This is a genomic window from Haloferula sp. BvORR071 (assembly GCF_000739615.1).
Classification (GTDB): domain Bacteria; phylum Verrucomicrobiota; class Verrucomicrobiia; order Verrucomicrobiales; family Akkermansiaceae; genus Haloferula.
Map to the genome: position 1 here is coordinate 152,993 of NZ_BATP01000027.1, position 18,919 is coordinate 171,911.

Below are 18,919 nucleotides of genomic sequence, written 5' to 3' on the forward strand. Positions count from 1 at the left end.
AACTCAACCGGGTTTACCGGCCCAAACGGCGCGATCTGGCGATCATTTCATTTTTCTCCCGCTCGTGGATATAGCTTTCTCTGTCGTCCGGGGAAATCCCGGCTTTCCGCTCCAGCAGGCGGACAGCAGGTTCAACCGCCGTCATCGGCATCCGGTCGCCCACATTTCCGAAATAAGTGCCCAGTAGCTGCCACGCCCGCTTCTCCGAGCCGAAAATCTGCACCGCCCGGGCGAGGTAGTCGTCCGGCGGCGAAAGCTGGGCCTCCAGCACGTAGGCCAAACACAGCAAGGTCGGCACCCGGCTGGTCGGGTCCTCGATGAAGAGCTTCTTCAGGTCCGGCAGCAGGGTCGCTGGGTCCTCCCCGAGCCGCGCCCGGGCCTGCAGGATCCGCCGTTTCACTTGCGGCGGCGCCTTCCCGGTCGCCTCCGCCTGGCGGTAGGCCTTCAGCGCCTCCGCATCGTCCGGAAAGCGGAAAAGGTCCGAGTAGAGGTCCCCCAGTAGCATTGCCAGCTTCGGGTCCCCCGGGTTGTTGCGGACACCCCGGTGGTAGAACTCCCGGCCCTTCTCGACCCAAGCCCGGGCCTTCGCCTCCCGCCATAACTTGCTACGGTCCTGATCCTTGTCGTAGCGGTAGGAGGAGGCGGCATTATAGGCCATGTGCCAGCCGCCGATGTCCCAGTAGAATTCCGTCTTGGGCGCGAGCTCGACCGTGGTGTTCACGGACTCCGCCAGCCCCGGCCAGTCAGTGTTGTGGAATTGCTCGGTCGCTCGCAGCGCGGAAAACCCCGCCACCAGGGTCCGCAGCCCGGCTAGCGCCACCGACCACTTTTCCTGACCGATTTTCTCCCGCAGATCGATGTCGATCGGCTTGGCCAGTAGCCCTTGGTCCCGGAACTTCGCCGTCAGCCGCGCCTCCAGCGGCAGGCGCAGGGCACCCCCTGCCAGCATGACCAGCAGTGCCGTGATGTGGACAAGGCGGCGGGAGATCATCTCAAAACTCCTTTCCGGCGAATACCAGCCAGGACACGAAGCTGTGCAGCACCACGTAGAACAGCGCGATCCCGCCCAGCGCCACCAGATCCATGCCAAGCAGGGTCTGGCCCTCGATCACCGCATCGATCACGTTGAATTGCTGGAAATCCGGGAAAATCACCGCCACTCCCAGACCCAACAGACGGGCCGGTAACGTGATGCCATCCCCCGAGGAGAGGAAAAACTCGCGCGCATCCGCCTGGAAGTTGCCGATGAAGAAGATCACGAAGGAGGTGATCGTGGTGAACAGGGTGCTGGTGGAGACCGTGGAAAGCAGCAGCGCCATCGAGGAGATTACCGCCGCGCGGAAGAACACCGCCAGCGTCGCCCCGTGCAGGCTCCAAGTCGCCCCCTGCGCCCGGATCTCTGCTAGAAATGCGTCCCGTTCCGTCTGCGACAGGTTGGCGATCCGGGGTGCCTGCTCGCCGATCACCATGTTGGTGCGGAGTGATAGGACACCGGTCATCAGCAAGTCCATGACCACCAGTGAGACGAAAATCAGCAGCATCACCCCGGCCAGCTTGCCCAGCAGATAGTCCAGCCGCGGCACAGGCTTCGCCAAAATAGTGTAGAGCGTGCGGTCCTCCACATCCTTCGGCAGCAGCAGGGCTGTGGCCACCACCCCGATCACGACTGAGAACAGGGTCATCGTCCCCAGTGAGGTGCCGCGGATCATGCGCAGCACATCGATCCCCTCCAAGTCCGGGCGGCCGAGGCCCTGGATGTTGAAGAGATTGCTAGCCAGGATGATCACCGCGAAGATCCCTAGGAAGTAGAAGATCTTCATCCGCACCAGCTGGGTGAAGGTATGCCCCGCGATCACGCCAATGCGGCGGGGATTCAGCGGACGGTTCTTGGCGGGTCGGCTCATCAGTAGCGTCAGGAAAAGATCAGGGTTCGTCGCGGTTCACGGTCTCCTTGAGGAAGAGGCGCTCGAGCGTCGTCTTCGGCCGTCCGGAGCGGACCAGCTCGGCCTTCCCGTCCGCCGCCACCAGCTCGCGCAGCTTGGCCATCAGCTCGGGACTGGCATCCTTGAGCACCAGTTCGCTCTGGTCGCCCACCGCCAGCAGTTCCTCGATCGGGCCCTCCTTGACCATCCGGCCCCGGAAAATGATGCCCACCCGGTCGCAAACTTCCTGCACCTGCTCCAGCAGGTGGGAGCAGAGGAAAACCGTGATCCCGCGGTGCTTCAGGTCCAGGATCAGGTCGCGAATCTCCCGTGAGCCCACCGGGTCCACACCCGCGGTCGGCTCGTCCAGAATCACCAGCCGCGGCTCCTGAATCAGCGCTTGGGCCAGCCCGATCCGCTGCAGCATCCCCTTCGAGTAGCCGCCCAGGCGGCGGTTGCCGGCCTCGGTCAGGTCCACCAGCGCCAGCAGCTCCTTCACGCGACCCTCCAGCTTGGACCCGCGCAGACCGCAGAGCTTGCCGTAGAAACGCAGGGTCTCCGAGCCGCTGAGGTGCTTGTAGAAATAGGGGTTCTCCGGGAGGAAGCCGACGTCCTGCCGCGAGTCCACCCGCATCGAGTCATTCCCGAAGATCCGGCAGATCCCCGAGTCCGGCCGGACCAGCCCCAGCAGGGCCTTCATGGTGGTCGATTTCCCGGAGCCATTCGGCCCGATCAACCCGTAGACCTCCCCCGGCGCGATCCGGATCGACACTTGGTCCACGGCCCGCAGCGGTTCCTTGCGACCCGCCGGGCGGAATTCCTTCACGAGGTCTTGGATTTCGACTGCTAGGTCCATGGATGCGCGGGGAGCTTGTAGAGGGCAGAGCGACGCAGGCAACGTGTTTCGCCGAGCCCAATTGCCCCGGACCGAGGAGGGGCGGTGAATTTTGCGTGAAGGGCGGAGCCGACCTACAAACAACGGACAAAACCGGCACGCGGGATTCCTTGTCATCGGTCCCGCACGGGTGCAGCTTCCGGCACTTATGATCCGAAAGCTTCTTGGCGGCATCGCGACCCTGCTGCTCGCACTGCTCAGCACCTCCTGTTTCGAGCAATCCGTGGTCATCAAGGTGAACAAGGACGGCAGCGGCACCATCACCGAAACCACGCTCCTCAGCGCGAAGATCAGCGCCCTCCTGGACAATATGGGCGAGCAAAGCCCGCTCTCCAAGATGACCGACAAGGCGAAGGCCGGTGCCTACGCCGCGAAGATCGGCCCGGGTGTGGAGCTGGAAAAAGCCGGCGTGGTCGAACGTGGCGACAAGAAGGGCACCGAGATCGTCTATCACTTCAAGGACATCAACTCCGTGGCCTACACCATGGGCGGCTCCATGCAGGAAGCGAACAAGGCCTCCATCCCCGCCAACCTGCCGGAAGAAGCGAAGGCCGATCAGAAGCCGGTGACCTTCAAATATGCCGACGGCACCCTGACCATCGTCAATCCGTCCAGCCAGGCGGCTCCCGCTCCGGCTCCGGTTCCTGACGCGAATGCCAAACCCGCGCCGAAGCCCGACATCGATCTTGAGAAGATCGCCCAGGCCAAGGACGTCTTCAAGGACATGCGCATGTCCTTCAAGGTCGAGCTTCCGGGGGGCATCTCCGAGTCCGATGCCACCTATGTGGACGGCGGCAATACCGTGGTGATGATGGACGTGGACTTCGGCAAGCTGATCGAGGACCCGGAGAAGCTGAAGAAGCTCGTCGAAATGGGCGGTGAAAACCCCGCCGCCGGTGCCGCTCTCTTCAAGGACACCCCGGGAGTGCGGAACGAGCCGAAGGAGCAGGTCACCGTGAAGGTGAAGTAAGGGGCTCGCTAAGCGAGAGTGCTGAGATAAGGAGCAGCGACCTTGCTGTCGCTGGCACCATCCGGGCGAAGCCGCGCTTGGGGCCCGCTGCGGGGACAGGAATGTCCCCGCTCCTTATCCATGACAGCCGGTCGTGGAAATGCGGCCCCCGCTTTCCCATCGACAGCGCTCCCTCCACCGCTTCTGAATCACGCGAATGGAGAACGCTTCCCGACTGCCCCTCTGGGCCACTGAAATCGTCGCACGCTACGATAGCGGTGCGGCGGGCCAGTTCATTCTCCACGGCAACGTCGCCGACCGGATGCTGATGCAACTGCCCGGCGGCCCCAAGCTCGGCCGCTTGAACGACTACCTGCTAGACGTGCTGCTGCCGCGCTTCCAGGTGGTGCTGAGCTACGATCCCGGCTTCGGCCTGCGGGTCGAGCGCGGGCAGGAGACTTTCTCGACTTGGCCGGCGCTGAAGGAACTCGGCGAGATCCCTTCCCTGCCGCTGCCTGCGGTGCGAGTGATCGCGCGCTATCTCCAGTTCGCCCGCAACCTGCGGGCCGTCGGGGCCAAGCCGGTGACCGTGGCGGTGGTGATGCGGGATGCGCAGCTTTATGCACCGGTGCTGCCGCAGACGCTGAACCATGAGCTCAGCGCCATCGTCTCGCTGATCCGCTCCTGGGGCAGCGATACCACTCTCGCTGCCAACGGTCAGGCGGTCTTCCTGATTGCCGACCGCCTCAACAACCTCCATCCGCTCGTCGCCGCCAACCCGCGCGCCGCCGCGATCGAGATTCCCCTGCCCGAGTCCGCGGAGCTGGAGGGGGGGCTAACAGTCCTCGCCCCGGAATGCCCGAAGGCGCTAGAAGGCAGCCCCGACTTCGCCCGAATCGCCTCGCGCCTTTCCGGCACCTCGATCGCCGCGCTGGAAGGATTCCTGCGGCTGCAGAATCATGCCGGCAAGCCTCTGTTAGAAGCTGATCTCGGCGAGCTGCGCAAGGCCCTGGTCGAGCGCGACGCCGGGGACCTGATCGACTTCATCGAGCCCGACCGCAGCCTCGACGACGTGATCGGCCTGGAAGGCGTAAAGACACGCCTCAAGCAAGACCTCGCACTCTGGCAGCAGGATGAAGTAGGGGCCCTGCCGATGGGCTATCTCTTCTGCGGCCCGGTCGGCACCGGCAAGACCTACCTGGCCGAATGCCTGGCGGGTGAGGCCGGGGTGCCGGTGGTGGTGCTGCGCAACTTCCGCGACCGCTGGGTCGGCTCCACCGAGGCGAATCTTGAGAAGATCTTCGCCCTGCTTCATGCGCTCGGGCGCTGCATTGTCTTTGTCGACGAAGCGGACCAAGCCCTTGGCCAGCGCGCTTCAGGCTCCGGCGATTCCGGAGTTTCGAGCCGCGTGTATTCGATGCTCGCCGCCGAGATGTCGAACACCCGCAACCGCGGCAAGATCCTCTGGGTCCTCGCTTCCAGCCGCCCGGACTTGATCGAGGTGGACCTCAAGCGCCCCGGCCGGATCGACGTGAAGGTGCCGATCTTCCCTACTTCCACGCCGGAGGAGGGCATGATCCTGCTCGCCGCTCTGTGCAAACGCCGTGGCATTCCGCTCGACGATTCGGCCAAGACCGCGCTACTCCCGCTCGTTCCCAAATGGCTGACGCCCGGTGCGGCCGAAGCGCTCGCCGTGAAAGCCTACCGACTCACCAAAACCGGCACCCCCGCCGCCGTGGATGCGCTCCGCGCTTCGCTCGAAGGCTATCTGCCGCCGGTCGATCCCGCGATCATCCGCGCCCAGATGCGGATCGCCGCGGAGGAGGCGACGGATGCGGAGTTCGTGCCGAAGGAGGTGCGGGCCTATCTCGCAGAGCCGTGAATGCTCCAAGCGGAATCCGCCATGGGTTCGAAGAAGATCACCGCAGAGGCGCAGAGGTCGCGGAGGAAACGCAGAGGAGGAAGCGGTTCATCTTCTCCACGTCCCTTCGCGACCTTATCCTGCATTTTCACTGATCACCGCTCACTGATCACTCGGCACACTGCCTTTCTTCCTGCCTTTCCCGCCAATGCTCCCGCCCGCCTATCCCCGCATTCAATTGGTGAACAGTTTCGACGAGCTACTCGCGACCCGCTTCGAAGACGGAGTGAATGCGCTCTGCTGGCCACGCGAACTGGCGGGGGACTTCGCCGAGGTGGTCGAAACATTGGCCGCAGGCGAAGGGATCACTCCTCTGGATGAAGCCACTTTGGAGAGTCTCCCGCTGAGTGCGGCGGGAAAGCTGGCCATCGGGGTGATGCTCGAAGACCTGCGCTTGCTGCGGGAGCAAGGCCGCCTGCCCGAGCTCAATTGCATCCGCGCCTATCCGCGCGACGAGGAACCAGGAGTGGTGGCCACCGACGTGTATTCCTTCCACGCCGACAGCGCCCCGGTGGAAGCCGATACCTGGCTGTGCACCTATCACGGGGCGCCGAGCGAGGGCCTGCGCCAAGAAGAAGCCCAACGCCGCATCGACCTGCCCGGGATCCGGGCCGCATTGCTGGAGGAATTCGGAGGCGAAGATGGCGAGGAGTTTCGCGAATACCTGAGCGAGTGCAGCTATGACCTCCACTACGCCCCGCTCCCGGGAGCTCAGCCCTTCTCCTTTGGCATCGGCAATCTCTGGCGCATCGCCGTGGACTGGCCGGGAAGCTTGGTGCCGCCCTGCGTCCACCGCGCACCGGAGAATCCTCCCGGTGAGCCGGCGCGGTTGTTATTGATCAGCTAGCGAGACCAGCCGAGGCATGACCCAGCAGGAAAGATAGGCCCAGCGTATGACCCCTCCCGAGCCCACAGCCGAATCCCAAGCCGAGCGCCACTTCATCGAGTTGGCGACGCGACCGCTCGAAGATCATCCGGACGTTCGCGATGAGGCGCGGGGCGAGCTGATGGAGCGGTTGTCCCGCCAGGATCCGAGCCAGCGGGAAGCGATGGCAGAAGCGGCGCTCGTACGCCTCGCGAAAGTCCAGCCCGGCTCATGGCGCGGCAAGGCGCTCGGGATCGTCTCCGCCTGGTTCGTCTTGGCCGGGATCGCGGTTGGGCTGGGCTTTGAATTCTACGGTGAGATCCACGAGGAGAAGATTCTCCGCTACGAAGCTCAGCAGGAGGCCACCGCTTCCGGTTCTTCGGCCTTGGCTCCGTCAACTGATCTCGCGGAGCTCGAGGCGTATCTCGACAGCCGCTTCTCGGGAGGCAGCACCACCCCGGACGACGCTGAAGCCTGGGGGGTGAAGCTCGATCCGGGCAACGGTGCCTGGCTTTGGCGGCAAGGCCTCCTCAAGTTCGATCGCTGGATGGCCTCGTCCTCCCGGCCACAGGAGGGCGTCCAGGAGGCATGGAAGCTCATCGAGGAAGCGGCGGCGGCGCCCCGCTTTGAATTCTACCGGCCCGAACACGATGCCAAGGCCATCGCAGCATTTGGGCCTCCCGAGACCTGCATCGGCTTGGGGAACCGTGCCCGCTTGTCCTACCACCGGCGGGGAGGAGATCAGGGCGAGCTTATGGCTTCGCTTTTTTACGATGTGGCGGGATCCCAGGAGGCTGCAAGGGATGCCGATGGCCTGAGGTCTGCAATCCAAACTTGGGAGACACTTTGCCTGCGCCTCGCCCAAGAGAGCACTCAGCGCCAGGACTTGATCCTCTTGTTCAAGATGTCCGAGGCAGGGAAGAGCCTGTATTCGGCTGCCAAGTCCCTGGGACTGACGGCTGAGCAGGAAAGGCTTTCTCCCCAGATCAAAGCCCTCGCGGCGTCTCAGATTCTGACGAAGTCGACCTCTCCTCCGGAGCTGGGAGTGATCGCCCAGCGCATCTATCTCGCGGGCCCTCTCCCGGCGACCGAAGCCTACAAGCCGGGCCGGATGATGGAGTATGCCGCTGCCGAGCGCTTCCTGGCCCTCTGCGCGGCTGTCCTGCTCCTACCTTTCCTGGCGGTCCTCGGCATCGAAGGCGTGCGTCGTGGTCGCCGGGTGAATGGCTTGGCTTCAGGGCTGTCTCCGCTCTTCGACGGCCGTGACGGGCTCTGGCTGATCGGTCTCGGCCTGCTGGCACCCCTTGCCTGGTATTGGCTGATCACCCGGCTGACACCGATGGGCCTGCGCGAGGTGGGGATAGTCCAGTTCAAGTATCCGACCATCCTCTTCCAAGCCGCGGCTACGCTCCTGCTGGGCCTGAGCTTGGTGATCCAGACCTCGCAGTGGCGGGTGGGAGTCCGGGCCAAGGTGATCGGCCTGCGCGCGGGGCTGCCTTGGCTGGGATGGCTGATGGTGGGGATGGCGGCGGCCTTGGTCCCGGCGGCCGGCATCGGCCGTTGGCTGCCCCAGAGCCAGATCGAGGACTTCATCAAGATCCTCAGCGCAGCCGGCGGCATCCCGCTGCTCTGGATCCTGTGGCGTGGCTGCGCGCTGCTCTGCGGGCCGAAGCTGAATGCCTTGCCGGGGGTGCTGGCCGCTCGAGCCGCCAGCCTGCCGCTGCTTCTCGCGATCACTATCCTATTGGCGTTCAATCCCTTGCTGTTGGCTATCGAGAAGAACTGGATGGCTCAGGACAGCGTCTCCGGCTGGGACGCCAAACGAGGAACGACGCTCCAAGAGGCCCGTTCGGTGGACTTTGTGGTCGCCCGCTGCCGGGAATTTTTTGAAAATCCGAAAAAACAGTGAGCCCGTTCGCCGGCCCGGAAGGGCTCGGGAGCCGGCCTTTTCTAACCATGTTAGGGCCGCCTAACGGGAGGCGGAAGGGGTTCCGGGGCAGCCGTTTCCGGCATTTTACTAACCGTTATTCATGAACAGAATCCGGGGTTGGGGAATCTAAACGATACGTATTGGCACGCAAGAAGCTTCTGGGCGGATACCACTAACAGTCCATTTTAGGGTTGCCCCGGCCTTCCGAGACCGTTAGTAAATGGAGCCTCGATTAACGCGATCCATTCATTATCAAGCTCGCCCAACTTACTGCATGACTTTCCGCCTCGCTTCCGCCGCCGCACTAGCTGCCCTGCTGTTCTCCAGCTGCGCCTCGGATTCCGACCTCAAGGTCCTCTCTAAGTCCAACATCGGCCGCTATGGTTCGAGCACCTACGGTGCCACCGCGCAAGGCGGTGCCTACAGCACTGCGGAGCCGTCCGCTGCTGTGGTCCAAGGTGCCGCCGGTCACGCGAAGGACAAACACGGCATGCCTTTCTACAAGGCTTCCGAGCGCACCCGCCTGGTCCGCACCACGGCCTACACTCAATCCGAGTCCGACCATATCGAGTACGGCGCGATGAATGCCGCCGGCACTCCGCTGCGCTACACCGACCGCGTCCGCAGCGCCGCCGCTGACTGGGCCGTCTACCCGCTCGGCACCGTTTTCCGGATCAAGGGCATGTCCCAGCTTTTCGTGGTGGATGACTACGGTTCCGCCCTCACCGGCACCGGCACTGTGGACATCTACACTCCGTCCAAGGACTACATGGGTCTCTGGGGCCGCCGCAATGTGGAGATGACGGTGGTGCAGTGGGGCTCCTACGCCCGCAGCGCCGAGGTGCTCTCCAAGCGCACCCAGTTCCCGCACTGCGCGCAGATGTATGCTGCGATCAACCGGATGACCGCCGGCCAGACCGCTTCCACGGCATCCCGCTAAGCAGCTCTTGATTTGCCAATGACGCGCTCGGAACGAGCCGCGCACGTGGACCGGCGGCTTGCGGAGCTTTATCCCGAGACGCCGATCCCTCTGGATCACCGCGACCCGTACACGCTACTGGTCGCGGTTCTTCTTTCCGCACAGTGCACGGACGCGCGGGTGAACACGGTGACGCCAGCGCTCTTCGATCTGGCGGACACGCCGCAGGAGATGGCGAAGGTGCCGGTGGAGAAGATCAAGGACATCATCCGCCCCTGTGGGCTCTCGCCGCGGAAGTCGCAGGCGATCCGGGATCTCTCCGTGATTCTCGTGGAGAAGCATGGCGGTGAGGTGCCTCAAAATTTCGAGGACCTGGAGGAACTGCCGGGGGTGGGTCATAAGACGGCCTCGGTGGTAATGGCGCAGGCCTTCGGGGTCCCTGCCTTCCCGGTGGACACGCACATTCACCGGCTGGCAAAGCGCTGGAAGCTGACGGAAGGGAAGAACGTCGAGCAGACCGAGCGAGATTTGAAAAAGCTGTTCCCGAAGGCGCGGTGGAACGCGCTGCATTTGCAGATTATTTTTTACGGCCGCGGGCATTGCTCAGCGCGCGGGTGTGACGGGAAGTCGTGCTTGCTGTGTTCGGAGATGTTTCCGGCGAAGCGGTAGCTGGGCCGCTCCGCTACGCGCCATAAAGAGAGCGGGCACCCGGAGGTCCGGATGCCCGCTGTGACGATACAACCCGTGAAGGCTGGTTTGGCCTACTCGGCGAGCTGGAGGCGGTAGAAGACCTTGCCGGCCGGTGGCGCGGGGTCGGTCCAGGTGGCGGTCGTGCCGGTGGCGATGACGGTGGTCACGTCGCTCCATGCGCCCAGCGTGGTGCTGCGCTGGATGGTGAAGCTCAGTCCAGGGGCGGCGGGCCAAGTCAGGGTGCTGCCACTGAGGCTGGCGAGGAAGCGGGAGCTGCCCTTGGCTGGATCGAGACCGAGGAGGAACTCGACGCGATTCTTTGTGCCGTCGCCATCGAAGTCACCGCCGGCAGTTTGGTCGAGGCTGCCATTGAAGTGGGCCTGTTCCCAAGCGTCGTCCATGCCGTCACCGTCGGAGTCCGGGGTGCCGCTGGCGACATTCGCGAGGAACTTGCCGGTAGGCAGGGCGCTGCCGCTGATGCGGATTTCGTCGAGGTCACCGGTGAAGCTGTCGAAGCCGACGAAGTTGCCTGCGGCGTTGTATTCCGTCTGGCCGATCACCCAAGCGGCCGTGCCACCCGCGGCGGGCCAAGCGCCTGTGATCGCGAGTGAGCCTTCAAGGACGTAGCTGCTATCGCCGGGAGCCTTCAGCCAGAGGCTCAGGGTGGTGGGACTCGCGGTGACTGCGGCGGAATACCAGCTGCCGGCGGCGACGGTGCGAGTGCTGACGACCTCGCGGGCGGTCAGCGAGCCATCGACCAAACCGGCGACCACCTTGTTGGCGGCATTCAGCTTGAGGGTGAAGGGCGCTTGGTAGGGTGCCGCCGCGCCGGTCGGATTACCGCCCTTGCCGATGATCCCCTGCGCGAGACCGGTGCGGGTGGTGCGGAAGGAGGCTTCCACGGTGAGGCCGGTGAAGACGGTCGAATTGATCGGAGCCGTACCCATAGTATAGATGTTGTCGCTGGTGTAGCGGTTGCCATCTACGGCGGCAAAGACGAGTGAGCTGCCGTTCATGGCACCGGTATTGGTGACGATGCTGCCGGAGACGCGGGCGTTGTGCGCGGGAGCGGTGTAGTCGGCCCAGGTCATCATGCCGTTGCCATTACCGGTGACGTCCACCAATGCATCGGCGACCTGCGGATAGGCGACTGCACCGGTGGCCTTCTCCTCGAAGCGCCAGTAAGCGAGGGCGGTGGGATAGCTCGCCGTGCTCTTCGGATCGGTGCCGCCGTGGTACTCCACCGCATCACTGCGGCCGTCGCCATCGGCATCGGTGGTGCCGTCGGTATGGGCGAGTGCTGCCTCGAGGCTCTCCGCGCCGCTGCGGAAGTTCTTCACTTCCCAGCCGTCGGGCAGGCCGTCGAGATCACCGTCCGGCGATGAGATCTGCTGCAGCGGATCGCTGCCGGAGGTGAACTCGGTCAGGTTGTCGTAGAGGTCGCCATCGGCATCGGCAGCCGGATCGCAATTGCCGGTGGGCGGGAAGTAGTGCGCCTCCCAGCCGTCGCTGATGAGGTCACCGTCAACATCCGGGAAACTGCTGCGGACCGCGGGGCCGGTATCCGCGAGGAATTCCTGGAGATTGTTGGCGTAGTCGCCGTCCGGATCTTCTCCCGGGAGCGCGGCGAGGTTGTTGAAGTTGTAAGTCTCCCAGCCATCCGGCAGGCCATCGCTATCGGTATCCGGGAAGTCAGCGATGTCGGTCGGGCTACTAAATGCGTAGTACTCGGAGAGATTGTCGCAGTAGTCGAGGTCCGGGTCATCGGTGCCGGAGTAAGCGGCGATCGACCCGAATTCCTCAATCTCCCAGGAGTCGGGCAGACCATCATGATCGGCATCGGTCTCGACGCGGGCCAGGATGCCGTTGGCGGGAATGAACTGGTAATTGCCATCCGGTGAGACCCAGACCGTGCCGACCTTATACCAGCCTTCGACGGCGAAGGTGGCGGTGAAGTTCTCCGTCAGGGTGCCGGTATTGACCAAGGTGTAGCTGTCGCCGATCTGGTTTCCGGCACCGGTCAGATTGATGGTGAAGATGCCGCTGAACTCGAAGGGAGCCGTGCCGGAAATCGTATTGTAGGTGGCCGTGCCGGCATTGAAGGCGAAGGCGAGCTTGCCGGCAGAAGTCAGCACCGCGCCGCTGTTGCCGGTGGCGGTGATGTTGCCGGTGTAGGTATTCGCACCACTGAGGATGACTTGGCGGCCAGTGGTGTTGTTGGTGGTCAGCGCGAGGGTCCCGCTATTGCCGGAGATCGGCGCGGTGACAGTGATGGTCGCGTTATTGGAGAAGAGCGTGGTGGTTCCGGTGCCGGCGATCACGATGTTTCCCGCGAGGATGAAGGCCGTGCTGCTATTGCTGGCGTTGTTGACCGTGGCACCATCCATCGTGAACTGATTGATGGTGATCGTGTTCACATTGGTGCCGCCCTTGTAGGTCAAGCTCGCTCCAGCCGCCAGCGACAGCGAGTCGCCAGCGAAGGTGTGACTGGCAGTGCTATCCGCAGGGGTGCGGAGAGTCATCGTGGTAGGCACCACGTAGGCATTGCCAGAGGCTGGCACCGCGGCATTCGACCACGAAAGATTGGTATTGAAGGAGGTGGTTCCAATGCCATTGCCAGCACCCAGGGTAACAGTCGCGGCGTGGAGCGGCGATGCCATCGCGAGGGCAAGGAGCAGGTGAATGCGGCCTCGGGATCGGGGCCCGCGAGGGATGATGAGTTCGGGGAAGTTGAGGTCGGGGTTCATTTTTTGTTGGATTGGTCGAAGCAACTCCCCGGGGCCGGCGACGGGTACCTGCGCCGCCGGGGAGTGCTTTGACTGCGAACCAGCAACGCCGATACCACGGGCCGAAGGATCGCTCCGGGCACTGGAGAATCGGCACAAAACGAAACAAACCGGCGCAATCCGCAGAGAACGCTCAGGAAGCTGCCCAACAACCTAACAAGCAAGGTGTAGCGAACTTCTGTATGTTTCCGTCATTGCGGAAAGCGCCATGCGGAATCCTCATTTCCCCATGCCAGAAACAGGAGAGGGATCAATGGCGGGCCATCTCCCGAAATACTAGGATTGCAGTATATTGCAATCAGAGGGTCGCCAGCCAAGCTTCGAGAATGGCCACGGCCGCCGCTTGGTCGATCACCGCCTTCTGCCGCTTGGCATTGCGACCCGCCTCGTGGAGCTTCGCTGCAGCATCCATGGTGGTGTAGGCTTCGTCGACGTAAAGCAGCGGCAGTTGAGGAAGGCGCTTGGCGAGGCGGTTGCCGAACTTGCGGACTTTCTCTGCTGAGCTGCCTTCGGTCCCATCGATGCGAATGGGTAGGCCAAGCACCAGGGTTCGGATCGATCTTGAGGCGGCCAAGGCGGCGATACGCTCGATGGCATCGGTCTTGCGGACGTCGATCGTCTCCACCGGGTGGGCAAGGATTCCTAGCGGATCGGTGGCGGCAATGCCAATGCGGGCGTCGCCGTGATCGATACCGAGGGCGGGGTGAAGCTCGCTGCTGTCCACGCCCGGAAAATGCGCTCCGAGGGCATCCGAGGTCGATCAAATCAGCGTCGGCAGGGTCTGGGCCAAAAAAACTTCACGGGAACTCCGACGTCACAGGCGCTCACTTTGCCCAACATCGCAAAAACAGACATTAGGCGTCTTTATAGCAGATAAAATCGCCAAATTCGGACACTTACATCAACATTATTGTCCTTTTTGCGCTCTTTTAGGATATATTCGAAACCTTCATGGCGAGGCGTTCTTGACACCTCGGAGGATTTGGATCTAGCGGTTAGGAATCCCCAAAGCCGGTTTTGGGATGCTGCGGGGTGACAAAAAAACCACATGAATCCTCGACCAAACTCCCACCCCCAGAAGGCATGAAGACCTCGACCATCTTCCTGTTTTTCGCCGCCACGGCTGCCGCGACCCTAGTTGTGCACGCCGATCTCGCTGCCGACTTCGCCAGCATCACAGGGACCACTGCCGGACAAACTGTCTCCGGCTGGGGCTCGCCCGGCAGCATCGCCCGCCATGGCACTGCGGCCTTCCCGGTGCTGATGGACGCCAACGGCGTGGCCATCATGGCCGCGGGCCGCTACGGTGACAGCTACGCCGGAACAGCCGCCTGCGCGGTGGCCTTCGCCCACAACGGGCCGCTGGGCGGCGGTGCGAACTCGATGCCCGCCCTGTTAGAGGCGAGCGCGAAGTGGGCCAGCCGCAAGACCACGCCCTCCACCATCACGGTGGGCTGCGGTGCGGGGATCGCGACCAGCTTCTGGACCAGCCGCGGCTACCTGACGAAGTCGGTGACGACGACGATGAGCTCATCCACGAACGACTTGAGCGGCGTGGATGTCTTCGTCTTCGACTGGCACTCGGGCTACAGCGCCGCGGCCGTGACCAAGATCCAGACCTTCACGGCAGCTGGCGGAGGAATCGTCTGCGGTGCCACGCCGTGGGCACTGGGGGCGACGCCGAGCGCGGATGCCTACAACGTGCTCGGCAGCTTCGGCCTGACCTTCAGCGGCTCCGGGTGGGATGGAACCTCCCCGGCCACGGTGCCGTCGACGGCACCCTCGGCCTACTACAGCGCTCTGAATGGCAGCAACGACCTGATCCGCGACAAGGAGGGCCTGATCACGATGACTCTGGCGAACAAGACCATCGCCGCGAACTCGATCGATCAAGTGCTGGCCGTGCGCAGTGATGTGACCACGCTGAACAACGACATGGAGACGCTGGGCAACGCGACCCACTACAGCTGGATTGCGCCGACGAACTCCGCGACGATCTCGCGGGCCTCGAAGCCGGTGGAGGCAATGCTGGCGCGCTATCAGTCGAAGAAATTCGACGCGATGACGCCGGCGCAGTTGTTCGCGCACCCTTGTGCGAGCGACTTCCCGGGAACTCCCTCCGCAGGATCCACGGTGAACAAGACAGTCTCTGTGAATGGCAACACCGCCACCGACTTCTACATGAATCAAGGCGGCAAGCCGACAAGGATCGAGACCGGCGTGTATGCCGCACCGGGCGCTACGATCACGGTAACGATTCCCTCCGACAAGACCGCCGCTGGCTTGCAGGTCCACATCGCTGGCAATGGCAGTGAGGACGTCACTTGGAATGCATCGACCTGGAGCTACTTCCCGAAACTGTGGCGGCGCGTGCCGCTGACCGCGACGAGCACGCAGACGGGCAACGTCTTCGGGGGCCTTGTAACGATCCTGGTGCCCGCCGGCAGCAGCCTTGGGACCTTCAATGTCACGGTGAGCGGCGCGCTTGAAGCTCCGTGCTTCGTGCTCGGGACCAATACCGACAGCGAGTGGAACAGCGGCCTGAGCACCAAACCGGCGCCCTACGGCTACCTGAAGACCGACAAGCTGACGCTCTACGTGCCGAAGGCCCAGCTCAGTGCGATGACCAATCCGACCGCGGTGGGCAACTACTGGAAGTCCGTGATGGATACCGCCGACGAGTACTATGGCTATACGAATTGGCGGAAGCGCGGCGAAGCGATCGCGACCTCGCGCTACGTCTCGGCCGGGGCCGCTTATGCCGGCTATCCGATTGAAGCGGGCTGGGGCACCGATGACAACGGCCAGCTCGACGGCGCGCGGGTGAACGGCTCGTGGGGCAACTACCACGAACTCGGCCACGGCTATCAGGACAACTTCGACAATGCCTTCCGCATCCCCACTCACGCCGAGGTGGATGTGAACCTGATGCCGGCGATCATCTACTCGATCGTCCACAAGCAGACGACCTGGGAGTATTCGGAGAGCTTCTATGGCGCGGCGGACCGGATCAGCAGCCGCAATGCTTTCCTGGCATTGCCCACGGCCCAACAGACCTGGGCCAGTGCCTGCGATATCAATTCCGCCAACCGGGCATCCTACGACTTCTACTACAATCTGTCCGATGCCTTCGGCTGGGTGGCCTACAAGACTGCCTTCACGCGGCTGATGAACTACCTCCAGAACCCGAGCGGTTCGACCGACACCGACCTGAAGAACCTGAGCAGCAGCGACCCGAATTTCATTCGGAACCGCTTCTACCTGCTGTTCTGCGACGCAACCGGCCGCAACCTGGACACCTACTTCCAGCGCTACGGCCTGGGCAAGGTGGGTGCGGGCTATGAGATCACCCAATCGGTGAAAGACTTGGTGACCTCCAAGGGCTACCCGGTGTGGAGCGACAACGCCGCGCCGACCGCGATCAGCAATCCGGGAACCGTGAGCGTGGCGGAGGATGCCCCTACGGGCACCGTCGTACATAGCTTCACGGTGACGGACTCCGATCCGGGCGAGACTTACGAGTATCAACTCACGTCGGGCGACGCGAACGGAGCCTTCACCCTGGACAAGAAAACCGGCGTGCTGAAGGTGCGCAGTCTCGACTACGAGACCGCTACATCCTACTCGCTGACGGTCACGGCCTACGGCGACAGCATCCCGCTGAGCGGCACTCGCAACAGCATCACGCGAACCTTCACGGTGAACGTGACGGACACCCCGGATTCCCCGGTGGTGGCGGGCAAGCTCTTCACCGCGACCTCCGCGATGAGCAGCGGCACGGTGCTGGGCACGGCGACCGCGGCGCTTGATCCGACGCGTACCTTGGGCAGCTGGGCGATCACGGCAGGCAATGGCAGCGGGATCTTCGCGATCAATGCCTCCGGTCAGGTGACCCTGCAGACACCGGCTTCGCTGGGCTCGCCTGCAGCCTATCAGCTCACGGTGCGCGCCACCGACAGCTCCGGTCAATCCGGTTACGGCCAGGTGATCGTGTATGCCAACGGAAGCCTGGGCGTGCGTGAGGAACGCTGGACCGGACAGGTCATCTCGGGATCGCCGGGCTACACCGGCTATCTCAGTTCCTTCACCTCGACCTCGGGTGTCGCTGACAACTACATCCGCCGCTTGAGCGGCTGGTTGCTGCCACCGACTTCGGGTCTCTATACCTTCTGGATTGCCTCGGATGACGGCTCGACTCTGTCGCTGGGCACGGGTGCGACTTCGGCATCGAAGGCGGCCATCGCCTCGGTCTCCGGCTACACCAGCTTCCAATCCTGGGATGAGAAGACCTCGCAGAAGAGCGTGACAATGTTCCTCGCGGGCGGAACGCCTTATTACATCGAGGCGATCCAGAACGAAGGCGGCGGCGGCGACCACGTGGCGGTGGCGTGGGAAGGACCAGGCATCACCCGCCAGGTCATCCCGGGCTCCGCGCTGGTGCCGGCGGCCCCAGGCGTGACGATCAGCGACTACACACCATCTGCTCCCACAATCAGCCTGAGCTCTCCGAGCAATGGCGCGGTCTATGCCAGCCCGGCGACGATCGTGATCAACGCCACGGTGAGCGACAACGGCAACAACGTGACCAAAGTGCAGTTCTTCGATGGGGCGACCTTGCTGGCAGAAGATTATGCACCGCCTTACTCGACGACGCTAACCGGCTCGACGCTGGGCAGCCACCCGATCAAGGCGAAACTGGTTTACGGAGCATCCAGCCTGGACTCCAGCACGGCCACCGTGACGGTGAGCACGACACCGGCGGATTCCGATAGCGATGGCTACGCCGATGCGCTGGAGACCGCGCTGGGCACCAACCCCAATAGCTCGGCATCACAACCGGCCGCAATCTACAGCGGGCTGAAGTCCTGGTGGCGCTTGAATGAAAGCTCCGGCACGACGGCAGCAGACAGCTCCGGCTACGCCCGGACTGGCGCAGTAAGCGGTGCGACCTGGGCCACGGGCAAGGAGGGCAATGCCCTGCAACTCGACGGTGTGAACGACGGCATGGTCGCGGGATCGGCGGCAGCCATCACCGGCACTGGCAACTTCACGCTGGGTGCCTGGGTGAAGGTGAATGCCGGCTCGCCGCTGGGCACGGTGATCCAGCAGCGCGAACCGGGTGGCAGCGGCTACATCGGCGAGTATTCGCTGAATGTGAACGCGGATGGCACGGTAAGCTTCTTCATCTATGGCAGCGGCGGCTACCAGGTGAACCTGACCACCACAACCACGGTGAACAACGGCCAGTGGCACTACCTCGCGGCGGTGCGCAATGGAACCGCTGGCAGCGTTTACATCGACGGCGTGCAGGCAGCCACGGCCACCGGCACCGCGCAGTCGCTGAATGCGCTCGCCGTGGCGATCGGCTACGACTACCGCGACTCGAACAAGTACTTCACCGGGGCGATCGATGACGTGCGGATCTACTCGCGCGCACTCAGCACGGATGAAGTGATGTCGATCTACGATCCGACGGCACTGCCTTCGGTCTGGGCCAAGCAGGATCTCGGCAGCGTAGGTGTGGCCGGCAGTGCTACGCATTCCGCGGGCACCTACACGGTGAATGGCTCCGGCGCTGACATCTGGGGAACGGCGGATGCCTTCTACTATGTGTGGCAGAGCCTGAGCGGCGACGGCGAGATCGTGGCCCGCGTAGCCTCGGTGGAGAATACCAATGCCTGGGCGAAGGCGGGCGTCATGATTCGTGAGAGTCTGACGGCCGGATCGAAGCACGCGATGATCGTGGTCTCGCCGAGCAGCGGGGTCTCCTTCCAGCGACGCCTGACCGCGAGCGGATCGAGCACGAGCACGACGACCACCGGAGTCATCGCACCGCAGTGGCTGAAGATCAATCGCACCGGGAACACGCTGACCGTGTCTTACTCCGCGAATGGCAGCACGTGGACGACGCTGGGCAGTGATACCGTAACGATGGCCGCAAGCATCCAAATCGGACTCGCGGTAAGTGCCCACAACAATGCGACGGACTGCACCGCGGTCTTCGACAACGTGACAGTTACACCCTGACCCGACTCCCCCCCA

General features: G+C 63.5%; 12 protein-coding genes. 7 read left to right on the forward strand and 5 right to left on the reverse strand.

What is annotated here, in order from left to right:
- Window positions 1–13 precede the first annotated feature (13 nt).
- Genes BV071_RS15285 through BV071_RS15295 form a run of 3 tightly spaced genes read right to left on the reverse strand, consistent with a single transcriptional unit; the run spans window position 14 to window position 2,778 of the window.
- On the reverse strand, window positions 14–991 hold the full coding sequence (locus BV071_RS15285; protein ID WP_035608765.1) for a hypothetical protein: 978 nt from the start codon (window positions 989–991) through the stop codon (window positions 14–16).
- A gap of 1 nt (window position 992) precedes the next feature.
- The gene (locus tag BV071_RS15290; protein ID WP_035608768.1) at window positions 993–1,904 is read right to left on the reverse strand and encodes an ABC transporter permease; all 912 of its coding nucleotides are present in this window, start codon (window positions 1,902–1,904) and stop codon (window positions 993–995) included.
- Between the two features lie 19 nt (window positions 1,905–1,923).
- Window positions 1,924–2,778 carry an ABC transporter ATP-binding protein gene (locus BV071_RS15295; protein ID WP_052573397.1) on the reverse strand — a complete coding sequence of 285 codons (855 nt, stop codon included), beginning with the start codon at window positions 2,776–2,778 and terminating at the stop codon, window positions 1,924–1,926.
- A 187-nt stretch (window positions 2,779–2,965) separates the two neighbouring features.
- On the opposite strand from BV071_RS15295, the gene BV071_RS15300 reads away from it, so the two are divergent.
- From BV071_RS15300 to nth, 6 genes are all read left to right on the forward strand, one after another.
- Entirely contained in the window at window positions 2,966–3,787 is an 822-nt protein-coding gene (locus BV071_RS15300) for a hypothetical protein (RefSeq protein ID WP_035608774.1), read from the forward strand.
- A gap of 196 nt (window positions 3,788–3,983) precedes the next feature.
- Window positions 3,984–5,648 carry an ATP-binding protein gene (locus tag BV071_RS15305; RefSeq protein WP_035608775.1) on the forward strand — a complete coding sequence of 555 codons (1,665 nt, stop codon included), beginning with the start codon at window positions 3,984–3,986 and terminating at the stop codon, window positions 5,646–5,648.
- A gap of 220 nt (window positions 5,649–5,868) precedes the next feature.
- Window positions 5,869–6,534: a hypothetical protein gene (locus BV071_RS15310; RefSeq protein WP_265594479.1), complete on the forward strand. Its 666-nt coding sequence runs from the start codon at window positions 5,869–5,871 to the stop codon at window positions 6,532–6,534.
- A 46-nt stretch (window positions 6,535–6,580) separates the two neighbouring features.
- Window positions 6,581–8,461: a hypothetical protein gene (locus BV071_RS15315; protein WP_035608780.1), complete on the forward strand. Its 1,881-nt coding sequence runs from the start codon at window positions 6,581–6,583 to the stop codon at window positions 8,459–8,461.
- A gap of 295 nt (window positions 8,462–8,756) precedes the next feature.
- Window positions 8,757–9,422 carry a 3D domain-containing protein gene (locus tag BV071_RS15320; RefSeq protein ID WP_035608781.1) on the forward strand — a complete coding sequence of 222 codons (666 nt, stop codon included), beginning with the start codon at window positions 8,757–8,759 and terminating at the stop codon, window positions 9,420–9,422.
- 18 nt (window positions 9,423–9,440) lie between these two features.
- Window positions 9,441–10,070, forward strand: coding sequence for an endonuclease III (gene nth, locus BV071_RS15325; RefSeq protein ID WP_035608783.1), 630 nt, complete (start codon window positions 9,441–9,443; stop codon window positions 10,068–10,070).
- 92 nt (window positions 10,071–10,162) lie between these two features.
- Here nth and BV071_RS15330 read toward each other — a convergent pair whose 3' ends face one another.
- Together BV071_RS15330 and ruvX are read right to left on the reverse strand one after the other, a co-directional pair.
- Window positions 10,163–12,838 (reverse strand): LamG-like jellyroll fold domain-containing protein, encoded by a 2,676-nt coding sequence (locus tag BV071_RS15330; protein ID WP_081886018.1) that lies wholly within the window; start codon window positions 12,836–12,838, stop codon window positions 10,163–10,165.
- Window positions 12,839–13,175: 337 nt separating this feature from the next.
- Window positions 13,176–13,601: a Holliday junction resolvase RuvX gene (ruvX, locus tag BV071_RS15335; protein ID WP_035608786.1), complete on the reverse strand. Its 426-nt coding sequence runs from the start codon at window positions 13,599–13,601 to the stop codon at window positions 13,176–13,178.
- A gap of 359 nt (window positions 13,602–13,960) precedes the next feature.
- Here ruvX and BV071_RS15340 point away from each other — a divergent pair, with 359 nt between their 5' ends.
- Window positions 13,961–18,904: a M60 family metallopeptidase gene (locus BV071_RS15340; protein ID WP_035608790.1), complete on the forward strand. Its 4,944-nt coding sequence runs from the start codon at window positions 13,961–13,963 to the stop codon at window positions 18,902–18,904.
- Window positions 18,905–18,919 lie beyond the last annotated feature (15 nt).